Below are 18,050 nucleotides of genomic sequence, written 5' to 3'. Positions count from 1 at the left end.
GTAAATGACATTACTCCTCGCGTTTGTTATATAACGCCTTTCCTGGAAAGGTTACATCATCTCCGTTTTCCGTGCATATGCGTGCGAGTCTCACTGGACGCCGCATAGCCCTTCATGCTATGCCGGTGACGACCTGCCGCCGTGGCCTGTTCAAAGGATGCGGCCGGGTTTCACGGCCCCGCCGCGGAGTCGGGACGGGGTGGCGGAGGAATGCGCGACGCTTGGTCCGGTTGATGCGTGCGACACGGGAATTAGTATTCTATGGGTGTTTTATTGGATCGGTGAGTAAAAAAACGCGCGGCTCCCGGCCAATATCCCAGCGGTGTTCTGGGCGCACCGTTTATGGAGGGCTTGTGTCGGCTCAAAAACGTTCACCTCGGCGTTTTCGGTAAATGGGGCAGGGGAGAATTTCGCCGTGGCTATTTTTATGAAACGAACTCTGGTGGGCGGCGCGCTCGCCGGAGCCGTTCTTGTCTGTTCCCCCGCTCTCGCGGGGGCCGACACGACGCCGATCTGGCCGATGGCTCAGACACCGGCTCGCTCCGAGTCAGACGGTGCCCTTCCGGCCCGGTTGGCCGCCCTCGCCTCCACCACCGCCCCACTCTCCACCTCCGAGACAGCCCATGCCGACGATCCGGGACACGTCGAGCCGGTATCGCAGGCCGACCAGGACCAGCAGGCGTACATCCCGCTGTGCAGACGGTTCTCGCTGCCGCTCTACCTCTGCGCGGTTCCTCCAGGTCCCCAGGGACCACCGGGGCCCAGAGGTCCGGCGGGTCCGGTCGGCCCGGCCGGTCCAAGGGGTCCGCAGGGTCCGGCCGGCGCCGACGGCTCCACCGGTCCGGTCGGTCCTGTTGGCCCGATCGGCGTCACCGGACCAAGAGGTCCCCAGGGCCCGGCCGGTCCCGTAGGCCCGGAGGGCCCCGCCGGCGCCAATGGTGCTCCGGGGCCTGAGGGTCCCGTCGGTCCTGTCGGCCCTGAGGGTCCGCAGGGTCCGGCCGGTGCCGATGGTGCCCCTGGTCCCGCAGGTCCGGCCGGTCCGGCCGGCGCCGACGGTGCTCGGGGGCCTGAGGGTCCGGCAGGTCCTGAGGGTCCTGTCGGCCCTGAGGGCCCGGTTGGTCCTGAGGGTCCGCAGGGCCCGGCCGGTGCTGACGGTGCCCCTGGTCCTGAGGGGCCGGCAGGTCCTGAAGGCCCCGTCGGTCCTGAGGGGCCGGTTGGTCCTGAGGGGCCTGAGGGTCCGGCCGGTGCCGATGGTGCTCCCGGCCCTGAGGGTCCTGCCGGTCCTGAGGGCCCGGTTGGTCCGCAGGGTCCGGCCGGTGCTGACGGTGCTCCCGGTCCTGAGGGTCCGGCAGGTCCCGCTGGTCCGGCCGGTGCTGACGGTGCCCCTGGCGCTGACGGTGCCCCTGGTCCTGAGGGTCCCGCCGGTCCTGAAGGCCCCGCCGGTCCTGAGGGGCCGGTTGGTCCTGAGGGTCCGCAGGGTCCGGTCGGTGCCGATGGTGCTCCCGGCCCTGAGGGTCCTGCCGGTCCTGAGGGCCCGGTTGGCCCGCAGGGTCCGGCCGGTGCTGACGGTGCCCCTGGTCCTGAGGGGCCGGCAGGTCCTGAAGGCCCCGTCGGTCCTGAGGGGCCGGTTGGTCCTGAGGGTCCGCAGGGTCCGGTCGGTGCCGATGGTGCTCCCGGCCCTGAGGGCCCGGTTGGTCCCGAGGGTCCTGAGGGGCCTGTCGGGCCGACCGGTGCCACCGGCCCGCAGGGGCCCGCCGGTCCGCAGGGCCCGGTTGGTCCTGAGGGTCCGCAGGGGCCCGTCGGTCCTCAGGGGCCTGAGGGGCCGGAAGGACCCCAGGGTCCGCCCGGACCGCCCGGGGGTGGCATGGCCGTCGGGATCGTCGGGTAGTCCCGGGTCGAGCCGACCGCTGAGGCGGTCCGCTCCGACCGCTCCGGGGGCCTCGGGAACCGAGGCGTCGCCGGGGCGGTGGAGTGGGGCGCCGGGTGGAACAGGCGGTCGGCCGATGTGACGGAGCCGATGTGACAGAGGGGGTGTGGGCGTCGTCGCCCGCACCCCCTCGCGCTCGTCCGGTGGAGCCGGTCCTGCGGTGTCTCGGTGCTCCTGCTTCCCGGGCGTGCGTCGTCGCAGGGTGTTCGATGCGCGAAACTTGTCGGATGACGTGGGAAGTGCAGTGGTGAGCGAACGCGGCGGGCGAGTCGGCGGGTGCGGAGATCCGGTGAACCCCGGATCCCGGCCGTTGGGCGGGGAACGGACATGAGCCTTCTCGGCCCGGCGGAGATACGCAATCTGGCGGAGCGGCTCGGCATCCGCCCGACGAAGCGGCTCGGCCAGAACTTCGTGATCGACGGTGGCACCGTCCGCCGGATCGTCCGGGTCGCCGAGCTGCGGCCGGACGACGTGGTCATCGAGGTCGGCCCCGGCCTGGGGTCGCTCACCCTCGCGCTTCTTCCCGAGGTCCGCGGTGTGGTGGCCGTGGAGATCGACCCGGTCCTGGCCGCCCAGCTCCCGCTGACCGTCGCCGAGCGGGCTCCGGAGATCGCCGACCGGCTCACCGTCGTGCTCGCCGACGCCATGCGGGTCCTTCCCGGTGACCTGCCGGAGGAGAAGCCGACCGCGCTGGTCGCGAACCTGCCCTACAACGTGTCGGTTCCGGTGGTGCTGCATCTGCTGGAGACGCTGCCGTCCCTCCGCCGCATCCTGGTCATGGTCCAGTCGGAGGTGGCCGACCGGCTCGCCGCCGCGCCCGGCTCCAAGATTTACGGCATCCCCTCGCTCAAGGCCGCCTGGTACGCCGATGTGCGCCGGGCCGGTCCCGTCGGCCGGACGGTCTTCTGGCCGATCCCCAACGTGGACTCCGGTCTTGTCGCGATGACCCGCCGCGAGCCGCCCTCGACCCACGCCTCACGCCAGGAGGTCTTCGCGGCGGTGGACGCCGCGTTCGCCCAGCGGCGCAAGACCCTGCGCGCCGCCCTGGCGTCGTGGGCGGGTACGGCCGCGGCCGCGGAGCGGGCGCTCCGTGCCGCCGGGGTCGACCCCACGGAACGCGGCGAGCAGCTCACCATCGAGGACTTCGCCCGGATCGCGGAGAACCGTGGGTAGGCCGATGTGCCGAGGAGTCCGCGGGGGCGGACCAGGGGCCCGTTACCATCGGAGACCGTGACAAGTGAGCAAGCGCGACTGAGGGACGCATGAACTCCGTGACCGTCCGCGTGCCCGCCAAGGTCAACCTTCAGCTGGCGGTCGGACCGCTGCGCGATGACGGCTTCCACGACCTGGTGAACGTCTTCCACGCCGTGTCGATCTTCGATGAGGTGACGGCCACCGCGAGGACCGGGATGAGCGTCCGGGTGGAGGGCGACTCCGCCGACCAGGTCCCCGAGGACGACGACAACCTCGCCGTCCGGGCCGCGCTGGCATTGGCCGGGCACGCCGGGCGGTCCTACGGGGTCAGCCTGGTCATCCACAAGTCGATCCCGGTGGCGGGCGGCATGGCGGGCGGCAGCGCCGACGCCGCCGCCGCCCTGGTCGCCTGCAACGAGCTGTGGGGTCTCGGTCTGCCACCGGACGACCTGCTGGAGATCGCCGCCGACCTCGGCAGCGACGTCCCGTTCGCCCTGCTCGGCGGGACGGCCGTCGGCACGGGGCGAGGTGAGCGGCTGACCTCTCTGGAGGTCGGCGGCATGCTCCACTGGGTGTTCGCCCTGGCCGACGGCGGTCTGTCGACCGCGAGGGTCTACGCCGAGTGTGATCGGGCGCGTGAGGCGACCGGTGAGCGGATCGCCTGGCCCCGGGCCTCCGATCCGCTGCTGGCCGCGCTGCGTGAGGGGGACGCCAAGGCCCTCGGCGCCGAACTGGTCAACGACCTGCAGCCCGCCGCCCTGGCGCTCCGCCCCTCCCTGGCCCGAACCCTGGAGGCCGGCCGTGAGCGCGGCGCCCTGGGCGCCCTCGTCTCCGGCTCGGGTCCCACCTGCGCCTTCCTGGCCGAGTCCGAGGCCCACGCGGAGGAGCTGGCCCTGTCGCTGGGGGCCGCGGGGGTGGCCCGCGACGTCATCACGGCCTGCGGCCCCGTCCCCGGTCCGACGGTTGTGTAGGCCGGGAGCGGATACGCTTGTGTCGCGATGAATCTGGTCAATCTTGAGTCGGTCTCCCACTCCTACGGTCCCAAGCCCCTGCTCGACGACGTCTCCCTCGGCATCGAGGCGGGCGACCGCATCGGGGTGGTCGGCCGCAACGGCGGCGGCAAGACCACGCTCATCTCGCTGATCGCCGGGGGGCTCAAGCCCAACGCCGGGCGGGTCACCCACAGCCGGGGGCTCCGCGTGGGGGCGCTCTCCCAGGGGGACGACCTCGATCCGGCCCGCTCGGTCCAGGAGATCGTCCTCGGTGGCAGGGCCGAGCACGAGTGGGCGGGGGACGCGGGCATCCGCGAGATCCTGGCCAGCCTGCTCGGCGACATCGACCTGACCGCGCGGGCCGGGAGCCTGTCGGGTGGTGAGCGCCGCCGTACGGCACTGGCCAGGCTGCTCATCGACGATCACGACTTGATCATCCTGGACGAGCCCACCAACCACCTGGACATCGAGGCCATCGACTGGCTGGCCAGGCACCTGTCGGGGCGCAGGACCGCGCTGCTCGTGGTCACCCACGACCGGTGGTTCCTGGACGCGGTCTCCACCAGGACCTGGGAGGTCGTCGACGGGTCGGTCGAGCGTTACGAGGGGGGATACGCCGCCTACGTGCTGGCGAAGGCCGAGCGCTCCCGGGTGGCCGCCGCGACCGAGGCCCGCCGCCAGAACCTGATGCGCAAGGAGATCGCCTGGCTCCGCCGCGGCCCGCCCGCGCGTACCTCCAAGCCCAAGTTCCGCATCGACGCGGCCCAGGCGCTGATCGCGGACGAGCCTCCGGCCAGGGAGAGCGTCGAGCTGGTCACGTTCGCCGCGGCCAGGCTGGGCCGTACGGTCTACGACCTGGAGGACGTCACCCTGCACGCCGGCGGCCCGGGGAGGGGCCCGCTGGTCCTGGACCACTCCACCTGGCAGTTCGGCCCCGGTGACCGGGTCGGCCTGATCGGTGTGAACGGTTCGGGCAAGTCCTCGGTGCTCCGCCTGCTCTCGGGTACGGTCCAGCCCGACTCCGGCCGGTTGGTGCGCGGCAAGACGGTCCGCCTGGCGCACCTGTCGCAGGAGCTGGCCGAGCTCGATCCCACGCGCCGGGTGCTGGAGACCGTCGAGGAGATCCGTAAGTTCATCCAGGTCGGCAAGAAGGAGTGGACCGCCTCCCAGCTGCTGGAGCGCCTCGGCTTCAAGGGCGATGCCCAGTGGAAGGTCGTCGGCGACCTGTCCGGCGGTGAGCGGCGCCGTCTCCAGCTGCTCCGCCTGCTGATGGACGACCCCAACGTGCTGTTGCTCGACGAGCCCACCAACGATCTCGACATCGAGACGCTGAACGAGCTGGAGGACCTGCTCGACGGCTGGCCGGGCACGCTGATCCTGGTCAGTCACGACCGCTACTTCCTGGAGCGGGTGTGCGACCGGACCGTCGCCCTGCTCGGCGACGGCAGGTTGTCGATGCTCCCGGGTGGCGTGGACGAGTATCTCGCGCGGCGCGCCTCGGGCGGCGCGCTCTCCGCCAGGGCGGCCTCCGGTACGACGTCCGGTGTGGCGTCCGCGACCCAGGCCGCCGCGTCCGCGCCGGCGGCCGACTCCGGCCTGTCCGTCAAGGAGGAGCGCGAGCTCCGCAAGGAGCTGGCCAAGCTGGAACGCCGGCTTGACAGGCTGAGCTCCAGCGAGGCCCGGCTGCACGCCTCGATGGCCGACGCCGCCGCCGACTACGGCCTCCTGGCCTCGCTCGACGCGGAGCTCAAGGACGTCGTCGCGGAGAAGGAGGCCGTCGAGGCCGAGTGGCTGGAGGTGGCCGAGAGCCTCGGCGAGTGATCGCCATCCGGACCCGTCGCCCCCGGTTCCGTGGCACTCGCCGTTCGGATTCGGCCGCGCCTGTCGGGTTTATCCCCCTCCACCGGGGCACAGTGGTCAGTGCGCTCCGGTATCGGTCGCGTCAAAAGGGACGAGTAGCGTGCGCAGCAGGCCCGCGAGGGCCTGCTGTTCATGTTTTCCGAGGCCGGCCAGGAGCGCGCGCTCCCGGCGGAGCAGGTCGGCGAAGGCGCCGTCCACCCGGACCCGCCCGGCCTCGGTGAGCGAGACCAGAACCCCGCGCCGGTCCTCCGGATCGGGGCGGCGCCGGACGAGCCCGGCCGCGGTGAGCCGGTCTATCCGGTTGGTCATGGTCCCGGATGTCACCAGGGTCGCGCGGAGGAGGGCTCCAGGGCTCAGCTCGTACGGCTCGCCGGCCCGGCGCAGCGCGGTGAGCACGTCGAACTCCCAGGTCTCCAGGTCGTGTTCGCCGAAGGAGGCCCGGCGGGCACGGTCCAGATGACGGGCAAGCCGAGAGACCCGGCTCAACACCTGGAGCGGCTCCACATCGAGGTCCGGCCGCTCCTGGCGCCAGGCGGCGACCAGCCGATCCACCTCGTCCGACGGGGTCTCGGCGTCGTGGTCCGCGTGGTGCAGGGTCATGGTGTGAGTCTATCTCTCTTGACGTCGAGATAAATCGGTGGACATCGGTCGTCTCGACGCCGGAGACGTGCGGGACCGATAATCCACGACGGGGCGCGAACGACCGAGGTAACGGGCGTCCGCCATCCCTTCTCCGACCTTGCCGTCAGGGTATTCGCAGAGTACCGCGCCACGCCGTTGACACGGAGTCGCCGCGGGGTCGCTGTCCAGAATTTATGGACGAACAACCAGATACCGGTAAATACTGCCAGCAAGCGGTACGTATCTGAATAAATCAGGAGATGGTGCCTGTGACGCTAGAGATCGAGGATAAATTCGACGTGCCGGTGGACTACGAGGTCCCCGATCTCGCGGTCCTGCCCGGCTGTGCGGAGACCGTCGGGCCCAGGACGTACCGGCTTGTCGCGCTCTATTTCGACACCCCCGATCTTCGGCTCGCAGCCCGGGGCATCACCCTGCGGCGGCGCAGGGGTGGGACCGATCCCGGCTGGCACCTCAAGCTCCCCAAGGCCAAGGGGGTCCGGCAGGAGATCACCCACCCGCTGACCCGGAGCGCCAAGATCGTTCCATCCGAACTGGCGGACCTCGTACTCGCCTACACCCGGGGCGCCCCCCTCGCCCCGATCGCCGAACTCGACACCCGCCGCTCGGTGACCCAGCTGGTCAACGGCGCGGGCGTCCGGCTGGTGGAGGTCGCCGACGACCGGGTCAGGGGCACCGTCCTCGGCGACCGGCCGCATGTCGAGGGCTGGCGCGAGGTCGAGGCCGAGCTGATCGACGGGGATGAGAGGCTGCTCCGCAAGGTCGGCAAGCGGCTGATCAAGGCGGGTGCCGCCCCCGCCGGCTCGGCCAGCAAACTGTCCCGCCTGCTGGGCGCCGCCGGTTCCGCCCCCGCGACGCCGCCCGCCGGGACCAGGCCGGGCTCCGCCGGTGAGGTCGTCGTCGGCTACCTCGCCGCGCAGACGGGCGCGCTGCTCGCCCAGGACCCCCGGGTACGGCGGGCGGAGGAGGACGCGGTGCATCAGATGCGGGTCGCCGCCAGACGGCTCCGCAGCGCGCTGAAGTCGTTCAAGACGATCGTCGAGGGCACCGAGGACCTCCAGCGGGAGCTCAGATGGCTGGGTGAGGTCCTCGGCGAGGCCCGCGACCTGGAGGTCATCAGGGAGCGGTTCGCCCGCAGACTCGACACCCTCGACCCGGGGCTGATCGTGGGCCCGGTCAGAGCCCGCCTCGGCTCCGACCTGCTGGACGCCGAACACGAGGCCCTCGACCGGATCAGGGACGCGCTCGGCGGGGAGCGCTACTTCGCCCTGCTCGACGCCCTGGACGACCTGGCCGGAACGCCGGTGCTCACCAAGGCGGCCCGCCGTCCCGCCGGCACCCTCGGCGCCGTCGCGGCCAAGAGCCGGCGCCGGGTCACCAGGGCCTACGCCACCGCCCGGGCCGTCGGCGACGCCGCCGGGCGCGAGACCGCCATGCACGACGTGCGCAAGGCGGCCAAGCGGGCCCGCTACACCGCCGAGGCGCTCGGCATGGACCGGCAGGCCAGGCGGGCGGAGGCCGTACAGGAGGTGCTGGGCGCCCACCGGGACGGTGTCGTCGCCCAGGAACGGCTGGTGGCAGAGGCCGAGACCGCCCGGCAGGCCGGGGAGGACACCTTCACCTACGGCGTGCTGAGCGGCCTGGAGCGGGCCGCCGCCGAGCGGGCCTGGGAGGAGTTCCCCGGGATCTGGGCCGGGACCGGCCCTACGTGATGTAGCGGTCCATGCTCACGATATCGCCGTCGGCGTGGTGCACCACGGTGAACGCGCCCTTGTGCAGCTGCAGGTCGCCCGGCCCGCCGCCGATGCCGCCGACCAGTTCGGGGAGTACCTTGCCGTGGCTGCACAGCACCGTGGACCGGCCCGAGCCCAGTGCCTCGGAGATCAGCCGCAGGGCGGCCCGGAGGTCGTAGTGGGTCTCCGACAGCGTCCGCTCCCGGCGGATCTCCAGCCCGGCACCCTCGGCGTAGGGTTCGAGGGTCTGCACACACCGTCTGCTCGGGGAGCTGACCAGCTCCACGGGACGGTAACCCGCCAGCACGTCCGCGAGCACCTCGGCCTGCGTCCTGCCGATCTCGTCCAGGGGGCGTTCGTCGTCGTCGCCCTCCCACCCCTGGCGGGATCCGGCCACCCCGTGCCTGACCAGCACCAGCGGGGTGGTCGCCAGCGGCGCCGCGGTGAGCGCGCGCAGCAGCCCCGCGTCCCCCTCGTAGGTCAGCCGCCGCCCGGCCTCCTCCAGCGGCAGCCAGGCCACCTCGTCCACCTCGTCCACCTCGCTCATCGGGGCGGGGGAGCCGCCGGTGACCACCCGGGCCGTCCAGTAGTCGACGCGCTTGAGCCGCCTGCCCTTCAGGTAGTGGATCGGCGGCAGCGAACGGCCGAGCGTCGCGGTGATCCCGGTCTCCTCGGCCACCTCGCGCAGCGCCCCGGCGATGACGTGCTCTCCGGGCTTCAGCCTCCCCTTGGGGAAGCTCCAGTCGTCGTACCTGGGCCGGTGGACGAGCGCGACCTCCGGCGCCGACTCCGCTCCCCGCCAGACCACCGCCCCGGCGGCGCGGATCACGCCGGCCGGGTGGACGTCCGGCTCAGTCATCGATCGTCCTCCACCGCCGGGTGCCGATCAGATGGCTCTGCAGGTCCTCGCCGGGATGCCGGGTCCAGCTTCCGTCGGCGTTGAGCCACCAGGTGGAGGTCTCCTCCGACACGGCCCGGTCGAGAAGGTCGCTGAGGTAGACCCGCTGCTGCTGGCTGGTGACCTTGACCAGCGACTCCACCCGGCGGTCCAGGTTGCGGCGCATCAGGTCCGCGCTGCCGATCCAGACCTCCGGCCTGCGGCCGTGGCCGAACTCGTAGACGCGCGAGTGTTCCAGGAACCTGCCCAGCACGCTCCTGACCCGGATGTTCTCCGACAGCCCGGGGATTCCCGGCCGCAGCGTGCACACCCCGCGCACCCACAGGTCGATCGGGACGCCCGCCTGCGAGGCGCGGTAGAGGGCGTCGATGACGGGCTCGTCCACCAGGGAGTTCGTCTTCATCCTGATGCCGGCCGGTCGGCCCGCCTCCCGGTGGGAGATCTCCCGCTCGATCCTGGCCAGCAGCCCGCCGCGCAACGAGTGCGGGGCGACCAGCAGCCGCCGGTAGGCCGAGTGGTTGGAGTAGCCGGTCAGGTGGATGAACAGGTCGGTGACGTCCTCGCCGACCAGCCGGTCCGCGGTCAGCAGGCCCAGGTCCTCGTACTGCCGGGCGGTCTTGGGGTTGTAGTTGCCGGTGCCTATGTGGCAGTAGCTCCGCAGCTCGCCCGAGGGCTCCTGCCGTACGACGAGGGCGAGCTTGCAGTGGGTCTTCAGCCCCACCACCCCGTAGACCACGTGACATCCGGCACGTTCCAGTTTGCGGGCCCAGGTGATGTTGGCGTGCTCGTCGAACCGCGCCTTGATCTCCACCACCACGACCACCTGCTTGCCCGCCTCGGCCGCGTCGATCAGCGCGTCCACGATGGGCGAGTCGCCGCTGGTCCGGTAGAGCGTCTGCTTGATGGCCAGCACGTTCGGGTCGGCCGCGGCCTGCTCGATGAAGCGCTGCACGCTCGTGGAGAACGAGTCGTACGGGTGGTGCAGCAGCACGTCCCGCTCCCTGAGCACCGCGAAGATGTCGTCCTCGACGTGGATGACCTCGGCCGGTACGAAGGGGCGGAAGCCGAGCTCACCCCGGTCCAGGTCGGCGATGGCGTGCAACCCGGTCAGGTCCAGCGGGCCGGGCAGCCGGTAGATCTCGTGTTCGGCCACGCCCAGCTCGTCCACCAGCAGGTCGAGCACCTCGGGGGTGATGGTGTCCTCGACCTCCAGCCGGACCGGCGGCCCGAAGCGGCGTTTGAGCAGTTCCCGCTCCAGCGCCTGCATGAGGTTCTCGGTGACGTCCTCGTCCACGTCCAGGTCCTCGTTGCGGGTGACCCGGAAGACGTGGTGCTCCATGATCTCCATGCCCTTGAAGAGCTGGCCCAGGTGGGCGGCGATCACATCTTCAAGGGGGACGAAGCGCTCCCTGGAGGCGGTGACGAAGCGGGGGAGCCGGCTCGGCACCTTCACCCGGGCGAAGACGGTGTTACCGGTTGTGGGGTTTCGGACGGTAACGGCAAGGTTGAGCGATAAACCGGAAATATAGGGAAACGGATGGGCGGGATCGACCGCCAGCGGGGTCAGCACGGGCCGAATCCGCTCCCGGAAGAGCCTGCGCATCTCGGTTCGCTCGTCTCGGCCGAGGTCGTCCCAGCGGGCGATCTCGATGCCCTCGGCGGCCAGCTGCGGGCGTAGCCGCTCGTGGAAACAGGCAGAGTGCCGCTGCGCGAGGTCGTCGGCGATCGCCGCGATCCTGGCCAGCTCCTCCCGGGGTTTCAGGCCGCTCTTGGTGCGAAGCAGCAGGCCGGTGGCCATCCGTCGCTTGAGGCCGGCCACCCGTACCCGGAAGAACTCATCCAGGTTGCTGGCGAAGATCGCCAGAAACCTGACCCGTTCCAGCAACGGCAGGGCCGGGTCCTCCGCGAGCTCCAGAACCCGCTGGTTGAACTGCAGCCAGCTCTCCTCGCGGTTGAGGAAGCGCTCGTGCGGAAGGGACAGTCCTTCTGAGGTGGGGTGTACGGATTCCACGGACATATGACCAGAATGCCCGTCTTTGTGGAACGCAACGTTAATTTAGGCTCAACGCCCGACGTTGCTTACCCACTTGGGGAAATCTTTCCCGGCTCCTTACCCGCGTGCTCGGCCGGCCCGGTCTGGGCGGCCTCCCGGCCGGAGCTTCCGGCCTCCCGGCTCCTGAGCCTCTCCTGCTCCCTGAGCTCGCGTTCGCGGGCCTTCTCCAGCTCCTTGAGCTCCCGTTCGCGGGCCTTCTCCTGTTCCCTGGCCTGTTTCCCGGCCTCGCGCTGTTCGCGTTCGCGCGCCTTGTCCAGCTCCCGCTGTTCGCGTTCGCGGGCCTTCTCGGCCTCGCGTTGCTCGCGCTCACGGGCCTTGTCCAGCTCCCGCTGCTCCCGCTGACGGATCTTCTCCTGTTCCCTGGCCTGTTTCCCGGCCTCGCGCTGTTCGCGCTCGCGGAGTTTCTCCTGCTCCCTGAGCTCGCGTTCGCGGGCCTTGTCCAGCTCCCGCGTCTGGCGGGGTGGCAGCGGCGCCCGCCGCTGCTCCAGGCCGTGCGAGGAGGAGGTCAGCCGGGGGCGCGGGGCCAGCCCGGTCAGGCCGTTCCACGCCAGGTTGACCAGGTGCGCGGCCACCTCCTCGCGCGGGGGCCTGCGCACGTCCAGCCACCACTGGCCGGTCAGGGCAACCATGCCGACCAGCATCTGCGCGTACATGGGCGCCAGTTTCGAGTCGTAGCCCCGCTCGGCGAACTGGTCGACCATCACGTCCTCGACCTGGCTGGCTATGTCGTTGATCAGGCTGGCGAACGTGCCTGTCCCCGAGGCCGCGTGCGAGTCGCGGACCAGGATGCGGAAACCCTCGCTGTTCTCCTCCACATAGGCCAGCAGCGCCAGAGCCGCCCGTTCCAGTTTGATCAGCGCGTGTGAGGCGGACAGCGCCTCCGTCACCATGCCGAGCAGTTTCTGCATCTCGCGGTCGACGACGACCGCGTAGACGCCCTCCTTGCCGCCGAAGTGCTCATAGACCACCGGTTTGGAGACGTTGGCGGTCGCCGCGATCTCCTCGACCGATGTGCCGTCGAACCCCTTCTCCGCGAACAGGGTCCGGCTGATCTGAATCAGCTGCTCTCGGCGTTCCTTACCTGACATACGTCGCCGGGGTTCGCTCACGCCTCTAATAATGGCGTTTCCCGCTCGCGCGTCGGGAACTTTGCTCCGGACCGCCCGCACATCGACGGTCTGGCCGGTCGGCGCCGGCGCCATTGTCACGCGGGCCGCCGTGGCGGCCCTGGGAGGATCCGGGGAGATGTCAGGTGGCAATGCGCTTCGCCGCCAGCCGTTCGGGCGTCGGCCAGCGGACGCTGTGCACCCAGCCGGCCTTCTCGAACCAGCGGATCACGCCCGCGCTGAGGTCGATCTGGCCCTTGAGCGCGCCGTGCCGCGCGCAGGTCGGGTCGGAGTGGTGCAGGTTGTGCCAGGACTCACCGAACGACGGGATGGCCAGCCACCACACGTTTCGCGACTTGTCACGCGACTCGAAGACCTCTTCGCCGAAGACGTGGCAGATGGAGTTGATCGACCAGGTCACGTGGTGAAGCAGCCCGATCCGGACCAGGGTGCCCCAGAAGAAGGCGGTGGCCACGCCCCACCACGACCAGGTCAGCAGGCCGCCCAGCAGCGCGGGGAGCACCATCGAGGTGATCGCCAGCACCGGGAAGAACTTGTGCAGCTTGACGACGTCCGGGTCCTTGACGAGGTCCGGGGCGTACTTCTCGCGGTTGGTCCGGTCGGTCTCGAACAGCCAGCCCATGTGCGCCCAGAGCAGTCCTTTGGTCAGCGGCAGGAAACCGCTGCCGAACCGCCACGGGGAGTGGGGGTCGCCCTCCTTGTCGGAGAACTTGTGGTGCTTGCGGTGGGTGGCCACCCAGTCCAGCACGGACATCTCCAGCGAGAGACTGCCCGCGATGCCCAGTGCGATCTTCAGCGGGCGCTTGGCCTTGAACGCCCCGTGGGTGAAGTAGCGGTGCAGGCCGACGGTCACGCCCAGCCCCGAGATCACGTAGAAGACACCGGCGATCACGATGTCGGTCCAGCCGAGCCCCCAGCCCCAGGCGAACGGGACGGCCGCGAGCAGGGCGAGCAGTGGTGCCGCCACGACCACGCCGAAGACGATGAGTTCGGCGGTGGTCTTCGGCTCGGGGTCGACCTCAGGTTTGGGGCCCGGAGCTGGACGTTCTGCGATGACGGTCATGCGCTACCTCGCAAGAGCTGGACGAGAACATCGGGTTTTGTCTGGCTACGCCACCGTAACCTACGCCATCGTAAGTTAGGAATCCCTAAGCCTCTAATGTGGGGAAGGTGACTCTGGCCGGGGAGTCCCATAGGGGTTTCATGACTTGCGGCAACCGGCTTCACCTGTTAGAGAGCCGTTTCGGTACGGCGGGCCGGAGGGGGCGTTTCACCGCCGGGCCGGTCCCTGGCCGACGAGGTCCCGGAAACGAGGCGCGTTCGATATCAAGGGCTCGGTATCGTAGGGGGGCCGGGTGTTCGGATTGCGTCCGAATCGCCAGGCTGATCCGGCATTGGGTAATTGGCAGCCCGCAAGGTTTTGGTCCTTGTTGTCCAGGTTCGAGTCCTGGTGCCGGAGCGATCGTCTCTGTCCGTTTTAGCAGCTCGGCCGGTCGGCTGGGTGGGTTCCCGGGCGGGAAGGTATCCTCACGTTGTCGAGCGGATGACGGGACGGTGCCCTGATGGTGGCCGTCGGTTGTCCCGCTCTGTCATGTCTCAGCCGCGACGCCGAGGGAGCCTCGTCCGTGAGTGTGCCGCGCCCGGCCGCCGTCATCGTCCTCGCAGCAGGTGAGGGCACCCGGATGAAGTCGAGAACACCCAAGATTCTGCACGAGCTGTGCGGCCGAGCCCTGGTCGACCACATGCTCACAGCCGCCCGAGGTCTCGAACCCGGGCGGCTCATTGTTGTCATCGGTCATGAGCGAGATCGGGTCCAGGCGCATCTGGCACGGACCAGTCCCGACGCCCAGGCCGTCGTGCAGGCCGAGCAGCGGGGGACCGGCCACGCGGTCAGGATCGTGCTGGAGGCGGTCGGCGCCATCGGCGGCACGGTGCTGGTGACCTACGGCGACACCCCGTTGCTGCGCACCGAGACCCTCGCCGCGCTCCTGGAACGGCACAATCAGGACGGCAACGCCGTCACCGTCCTCACCGCCGAGGTCCCCGACCCTCACGGCTACGGCCGGATCGTCCGCGACGCCGTCGGAACGGTCCTGGAAATCGTCGAGGAGAAGGACGCCGACCCCGCGCAACGGGCGATCAGGGAGATGAACTCCGGCGTCTACGCCTTCGACGGCCTCCTGCTGGCCGACGCGGTGAAGCGGGTGTCCACCTCCAACGCCCAGGGTGAGGAATATCTCACCGAGGTCCTGTCCATCCTGAGGCAGGACGGCCACCGGGTCGGCGCGCACATCGCGGCCGACCACGTCGAGGTGGAGGGCGTCAACGACCGGGTCCAGCTCGCCTTCGCCCGCCGGGTGCTCAACTCCCGGCTGCTGGAGGCGCACATGCGCGCGGGCGTCACGGTGATCGACCCGGGCAGCACCTGGGTGGACGTGGACGTGACCCTGGAGCCGGACGTCGTGCTCCATCCCGGCACCCAGCTGCACGGCCGTACGGTGGTCGCGGAGGGGGCGGAGGTCGGTCCGGTCTCCACACTGACCGACACGCTCGTCGGCGCGGGGGCGGTGGTGCGCAACGCCGTCTGCGTTGAGGCCCGGATCGGGCCCGAGGCCGTGGTCGGGCCCTACGCCTACCTGCGGCCAGGCACCGTGCTCGCCAGGAAGGCCAAGGCCGGAACCTACGTCGAGATGAAGAACGCCCAGGTCGGGGAGGGTGCGAAGGTGCCCCACCTCAGCTATGTGGGAGACGCCGTCATCGGCGCGGGGGCCAACATCGGCGCCTCGTCGGTCTTCGTCAACTACGACGGGGTCGACAAGAACCTGACGACGGTGGGCGAACACGCCTTCGTCGGGTGCGACACCATGCTCGTCGCGCCGGTGAACATCGGCGACGGCGCCTACACCGCCGCGGGCTCGGTCATCGACAGCGACGTCCCACCCGGGGCGATCGGGGTGGCCCGCGGACGGCAGCGCAACATTGAAGGATGGGTCGCGCGCAAACGCGCGGGCAGCAGATCGGCCGAGGCGGCGCTGCGAGCCGCCGAGACCGGAAATCAGCAGGGGAGCAGGACGTGAGCGAGCGAAGCGAGCGGGCCGGCGGGTACGGCGGCGTCGCTGAGGCAACGGCGAGCCGTCACAGAGGGAGGACGGCATGAGCGGCATCAAGCAGACCGGTGAGAAGAACCTGATGTTCTTCTCCGGGCGCGCGTACCCGGAACTGGCCATGGAGGTGGCCAGTCACCTCGGGGTCGACACGACCCCCACCACGTTGCGCGACTTCGCCAACGGCGAGATCTACGCCCGCTACCTGGAGTCGGTCCGGGGGTGCGACGCCTTCGTGATGCAGAGCCACACGGAGCCGATCAACAAGTGGGTCATGGAGCAGCTGATCATGGTGGACGCGCTCAAGCGCGCCTCGGCCGAACGGATCACCGTGATCATGCCGTTCTTCGGCTACGCCCGTCAGGACAAGAAGGGGCGGGGGCGCGAGCCCATCACCGCCCGTCTGATGGCGGACCTGTTCAAGACCGCGGGGGCCGACCGGCTGATGTCGATCGACCTGCACACCTCCCAGATCCAGGGGTTCTTCGACGGCCCGGTGGACCACCTGTTCGCGATGCCCGTGCTGGTCAACTACCTCAAGGACAAGCTCGACCTGGAGACGACCACGGTCGTCTCGCCCGACACCGGCCGGGTGCGGCTCTCCGAGCGCTGGGCCGACACGCTGGGCACCCCGCTGGCCTTCATCCACAAGCGCCGCGACCTCGACGTGGCCAACCAGGTGAAGGTGAACGAGGTCGTCGGCAAGGTGCGGGGCCGGACCTGCGTGCTGATCGACGACATGATCGACACCGCCGGCACGATCTGCAAGGCGGCCGACGCGCTGTACGAGCAGGGCGCCACCAACGTGCTGGTGGCCGCCACCCACGCGGTGTTCTCCGACCCCGCGGTGGACCGGCTGAAGAACTCCAGGATCTCCGAAGTGATCGTCACCAACACGCTGCCGCTCGCCGAGGACAAGATGTTCGACAAGCTCACCGTGCTGTCGATCGCCCCGCTGATCGCCCGCGCGATCACCGAGGTGTTCAACGACGGTTCGGTGACAAGCCTGTTCGAGGGGGACAGCTGACCCACGGTCGAAGCCCGGCGGGATACCGATAGGCTGAGGGGATCGTGTGCGCTCGTAACGCCTTCCGCTAGGGCGGGTGAGGGGGAGCGCACCTTTCCGTTCATCGAAGACCCCTAGGAGATCCGCCGTGTCCGAAGTAGTCATCAACGCCGAGCCCCGCACCGAGTTCGGCAAGGGCGCCGCTCGCAAGATCCGCCGCGAGCACAAGGTGCCCGTCGTCCTCTACGGTCACGGCACGGACCCCCAGCACCTGGCGCTCCCGGGTCACGAGCTCCTGCTCGCCCTGCGCACGCCGAACGTGCTGATCCGTCTCCAGGGCGCGGTCGCCGAGCTGGCGCTGCCCAAGGGCGTCCAGCGTGACCCGATCAGAGGCTTCCTGGAGCACGTCGACCTCCTCCTCGTCAAGCGCGGCGAGAAGGTCACCGTCGACATCCCCGTCACCGTGGTGGGCGAGGTGGCCGACGGCCTCCTCGACCAGCAGCTGGTCTCCATCTCGGTCGAGTCCGAGGCCACCCACATCCCGACGGGCGTCGAGGTCGACGTCGAGGGCCTGGCGGTCGGTGCCCAGGTCACCGCGGGCGACCTGAAGCTGCCCAAGGGCACCACCCTGATCGCCGACCCGGAGACGCTGGTCCTTCACGTCACCGCCTCCCCGACCGGCGAGCCCGAGGCCGGAGAGGGCGCCGCGGAGGGCGCCGAGGGCACCTCCGAGGGCGCCGAGTAGTCCTCTCTGCTACACCTGTCAGGGCAGTCCACATCCGGGCTGCCCTGACGCGCATACGAAGGGATGCCGACCGTGGACCGCTGGTTGGTCGTGGGCCTGGGGAATCCGGGGCCGGAGTACGCCGGGAACCGGCACAACGCGGGTTTCATGGTCCTCGACGAGCTCGCCGTACGGGCCCAGGGGCGGTTCAGGGCGCACCGGTCGCGGGCCGAGGTGCTGGAGGGCCGGCTCGCGGGCGCCCCCGCCGTGCTGGCCAAGCCGCTCTCCTTCATGAACCTCTCCGGCGGGCCGGTGAAGGCGCTGGCCGACTTCTACAAGGTCGACCCCGGCCGGGTGATCGTCGTTCACGACGAACTGGACATCCCGTACGGCGCGCTCAGGGCCAAGCTGGGCGGCGGCGACAACGGGCACAACGGGCTGAAGTCCATCACCAAGTCCCTGGCCACCCGCGACTACCTGCGGGTTCGGTTCGGTATCGGCCGGCCGCCCGGCCGGATGGACGCCGCGTCCTTCGTCCTCAGGGACTTCGTCACCGCCGAGCGCAAGGATCTGCCGTTCCTGGTCGACCGGGCCGCCGACGTGGTGGAGTCACTGATCAGGGTGGGCCTGGAGCCCACTCAGAACGCCTTCCACACCGGCGACCTGAACGTGTCGGGCCCGCCCCGCTAGCGGGGCGGGGACTCCGCCGCCGGGGCCGGCGCGGCGCCGGCGGCCTCAATGTTCACAGAGACATACGTTTCGGTCTTCAATCCTCGGGCCTCGGTTCTTC

Annotated in this window: 14 protein-coding genes and 1 tRNA gene; 9 read left to right on the top strand and 6 right to left on the bottom strand. The window is 70.2% G+C overall.

Annotation, left to right across the window (positions count from 1 at the left end; all coding sequences use genetic code 11):
* Positions 1-547 precede the first annotated feature (547 nt).
* On the bottom strand, positions 548-2,053 hold the full coding sequence (locus tag ACWEF2_RS25430) for a hypothetical protein (protein WP_453818855.1): 1,506 nt from the start codon (positions 2,051-2,053) through the stop codon (positions 548-550).
* 201 nt (positions 2,054-2,254) lie between these two features.
* Between ACWEF2_RS25430 and rsmA the strand changes: the two genes are divergently transcribed.
* The 3 genes from rsmA to ACWEF2_RS25415 all read left to right on the top strand — a co-directional run bounded on the left by rsmA (position 2,255) and on the right by ACWEF2_RS25415 (position 5,934).
* A complete protein-coding gene (gene rsmA / locus ACWEF2_RS25425; protein WP_355595422.1) occupies positions 2,255-3,100 on the top strand; it encodes a 16S rRNA (adenine(1518)-N(6)/adenine(1519)-N(6))-dimethyltransferase RsmA in 846 nt (281 codons plus the stop codon).
* 89 nt (positions 3,101-3,189) lie between these two features.
* Positions 3,190-4,092, top strand: coding sequence for a 4-(cytidine 5'-diphospho)-2-C-methyl-D-erythritol kinase (locus ACWEF2_RS25420; protein ID WP_453818854.1), 903 nt, complete (start codon positions 3,190-3,192; stop codon positions 4,090-4,092).
* Between the two features lie 27 nt (positions 4,093-4,119).
* Positions 4,120-5,934 carry an ABC-F family ATP-binding cassette domain-containing protein gene (locus tag ACWEF2_RS25415; RefSeq protein ID WP_453818853.1) on the top strand — a complete coding sequence of 605 codons (1,815 nt, stop codon included), beginning with the start codon at positions 4,120-4,122 and terminating at the stop codon, positions 5,932-5,934.
* Between the two features lie 96 nt (positions 5,935-6,030).
* On the opposite strand, the gene ACWEF2_RS25410 is transcribed toward ACWEF2_RS25415, so the two are convergent.
* On the bottom strand, positions 6,031-6,573 hold the full coding sequence (locus ACWEF2_RS25410; protein ID WP_453818852.1) for a MarR family winged helix-turn-helix transcriptional regulator: 543 nt from the start codon (positions 6,571-6,573) through the stop codon (positions 6,031-6,033).
* A gap of 290 nt (positions 6,574-6,863) precedes the next feature.
* On the opposite strand from ACWEF2_RS25410, the gene ACWEF2_RS25405 reads away from it, so the two are divergent.
* Entirely contained in the window at positions 6,864-8,327 is a 1,464-nt protein-coding gene (locus tag ACWEF2_RS25405) for a CYTH and CHAD domain-containing protein (RefSeq protein WP_453818851.1), read from the top strand.
* On the opposite strand, the gene ACWEF2_RS25400 is transcribed toward ACWEF2_RS25405, so the two are convergent.
* The 4 genes from ACWEF2_RS25400 to ACWEF2_RS25385 form a co-directional block, all read right to left on the bottom strand.
* On the bottom strand, positions 8,320-9,207 hold the full coding sequence (locus ACWEF2_RS25400) for an NUDIX hydrolase (protein ID WP_453818850.1): 888 nt from the start codon (positions 9,205-9,207) through the stop codon (positions 8,320-8,322). The two genes, ACWEF2_RS25405 and ACWEF2_RS25400, sit on opposite strands and share 8 nt — an antisense overlap.
* On the bottom strand, positions 9,200-11,263 hold the full coding sequence (locus ACWEF2_RS25395) for an RNA degradosome polyphosphate kinase (protein ID WP_453818849.1): 2,064 nt from the start codon (positions 11,261-11,263) through the stop codon (positions 9,200-9,202). Before ACWEF2_RS25395 ends, ACWEF2_RS25400 begins: the two co-directional genes overlap by 8 nt.
* Positions 11,264-11,325: 62 nt before the next feature.
* Positions 11,326-12,387, bottom strand: a complete 1,062-nt coding sequence (locus ACWEF2_RS25390) for a TetR family transcriptional regulator (protein ID WP_453818848.1) — start codon at positions 12,385-12,387, stop codon at positions 11,326-11,328.
* 160 nt (positions 12,388-12,547) lie between these two features.
* Positions 12,548-13,489: an acyl-CoA desaturase gene (locus ACWEF2_RS25385; protein WP_453818847.1), complete on the bottom strand. Its 942-nt coding sequence runs from the start codon at positions 13,487-13,489 to the stop codon at positions 12,548-12,550.
* 324 nt (positions 13,490-13,813) lie between these two features.
* Between ACWEF2_RS25385 and ACWEF2_RS25380 the strand changes: the two genes are divergently transcribed.
* The 5 genes from ACWEF2_RS25380 to pth all read left to right on the top strand — a co-directional run bounded on the left by ACWEF2_RS25380 (position 13,814) and on the right by pth (position 17,950).
* Positions 13,814-13,885: transfer RNA gene (locus ACWEF2_RS25380), tRNA-Gln, on the top strand.
* A gap of 166 nt (positions 13,886-14,051) precedes the next feature.
* Positions 14,052-15,503, top strand: coding sequence for a bifunctional UDP-N-acetylglucosamine diphosphorylase/glucosamine-1-phosphate N-acetyltransferase GlmU (glmU, locus tag ACWEF2_RS25375; RefSeq protein ID WP_453818846.1), 1,452 nt, complete (start codon positions 14,052-14,054; stop codon positions 15,501-15,503).
* 76 nt (positions 15,504-15,579) lie between these two features.
* A complete protein-coding gene (locus ACWEF2_RS25370) occupies positions 15,580-16,557 on the top strand; it encodes a ribose-phosphate diphosphokinase (RefSeq protein WP_453818845.1) in 978 nt (325 codons plus the stop codon).
* A 127-nt stretch (positions 16,558-16,684) separates the two neighbouring features.
* Complete coding sequence (locus ACWEF2_RS25365) at positions 16,685-17,281, top strand: 50S ribosomal protein L25/general stress protein Ctc (protein ID WP_453818844.1); 597 nt, start codon at positions 16,685-16,687, stop codon at positions 17,279-17,281.
* Positions 17,282-17,344: 63 nt separating this feature from the next.
* The gene (pth, locus tag ACWEF2_RS25360) at positions 17,345-17,950 is read left to right on the top strand and encodes an aminoacyl-tRNA hydrolase (protein WP_453818843.1); all 606 of its coding nucleotides are present in this window, start codon (positions 17,345-17,347) and stop codon (positions 17,948-17,950) included.
* The last annotated feature ends 100 nt before the right edge of the window (positions 17,951-18,050 follow it).

The organism is Streptosporangium sp. NPDC004631, from assembly GCF_053601935.1.
This window is presented reverse-complemented; position numbering and strand designations above follow the sequence as displayed.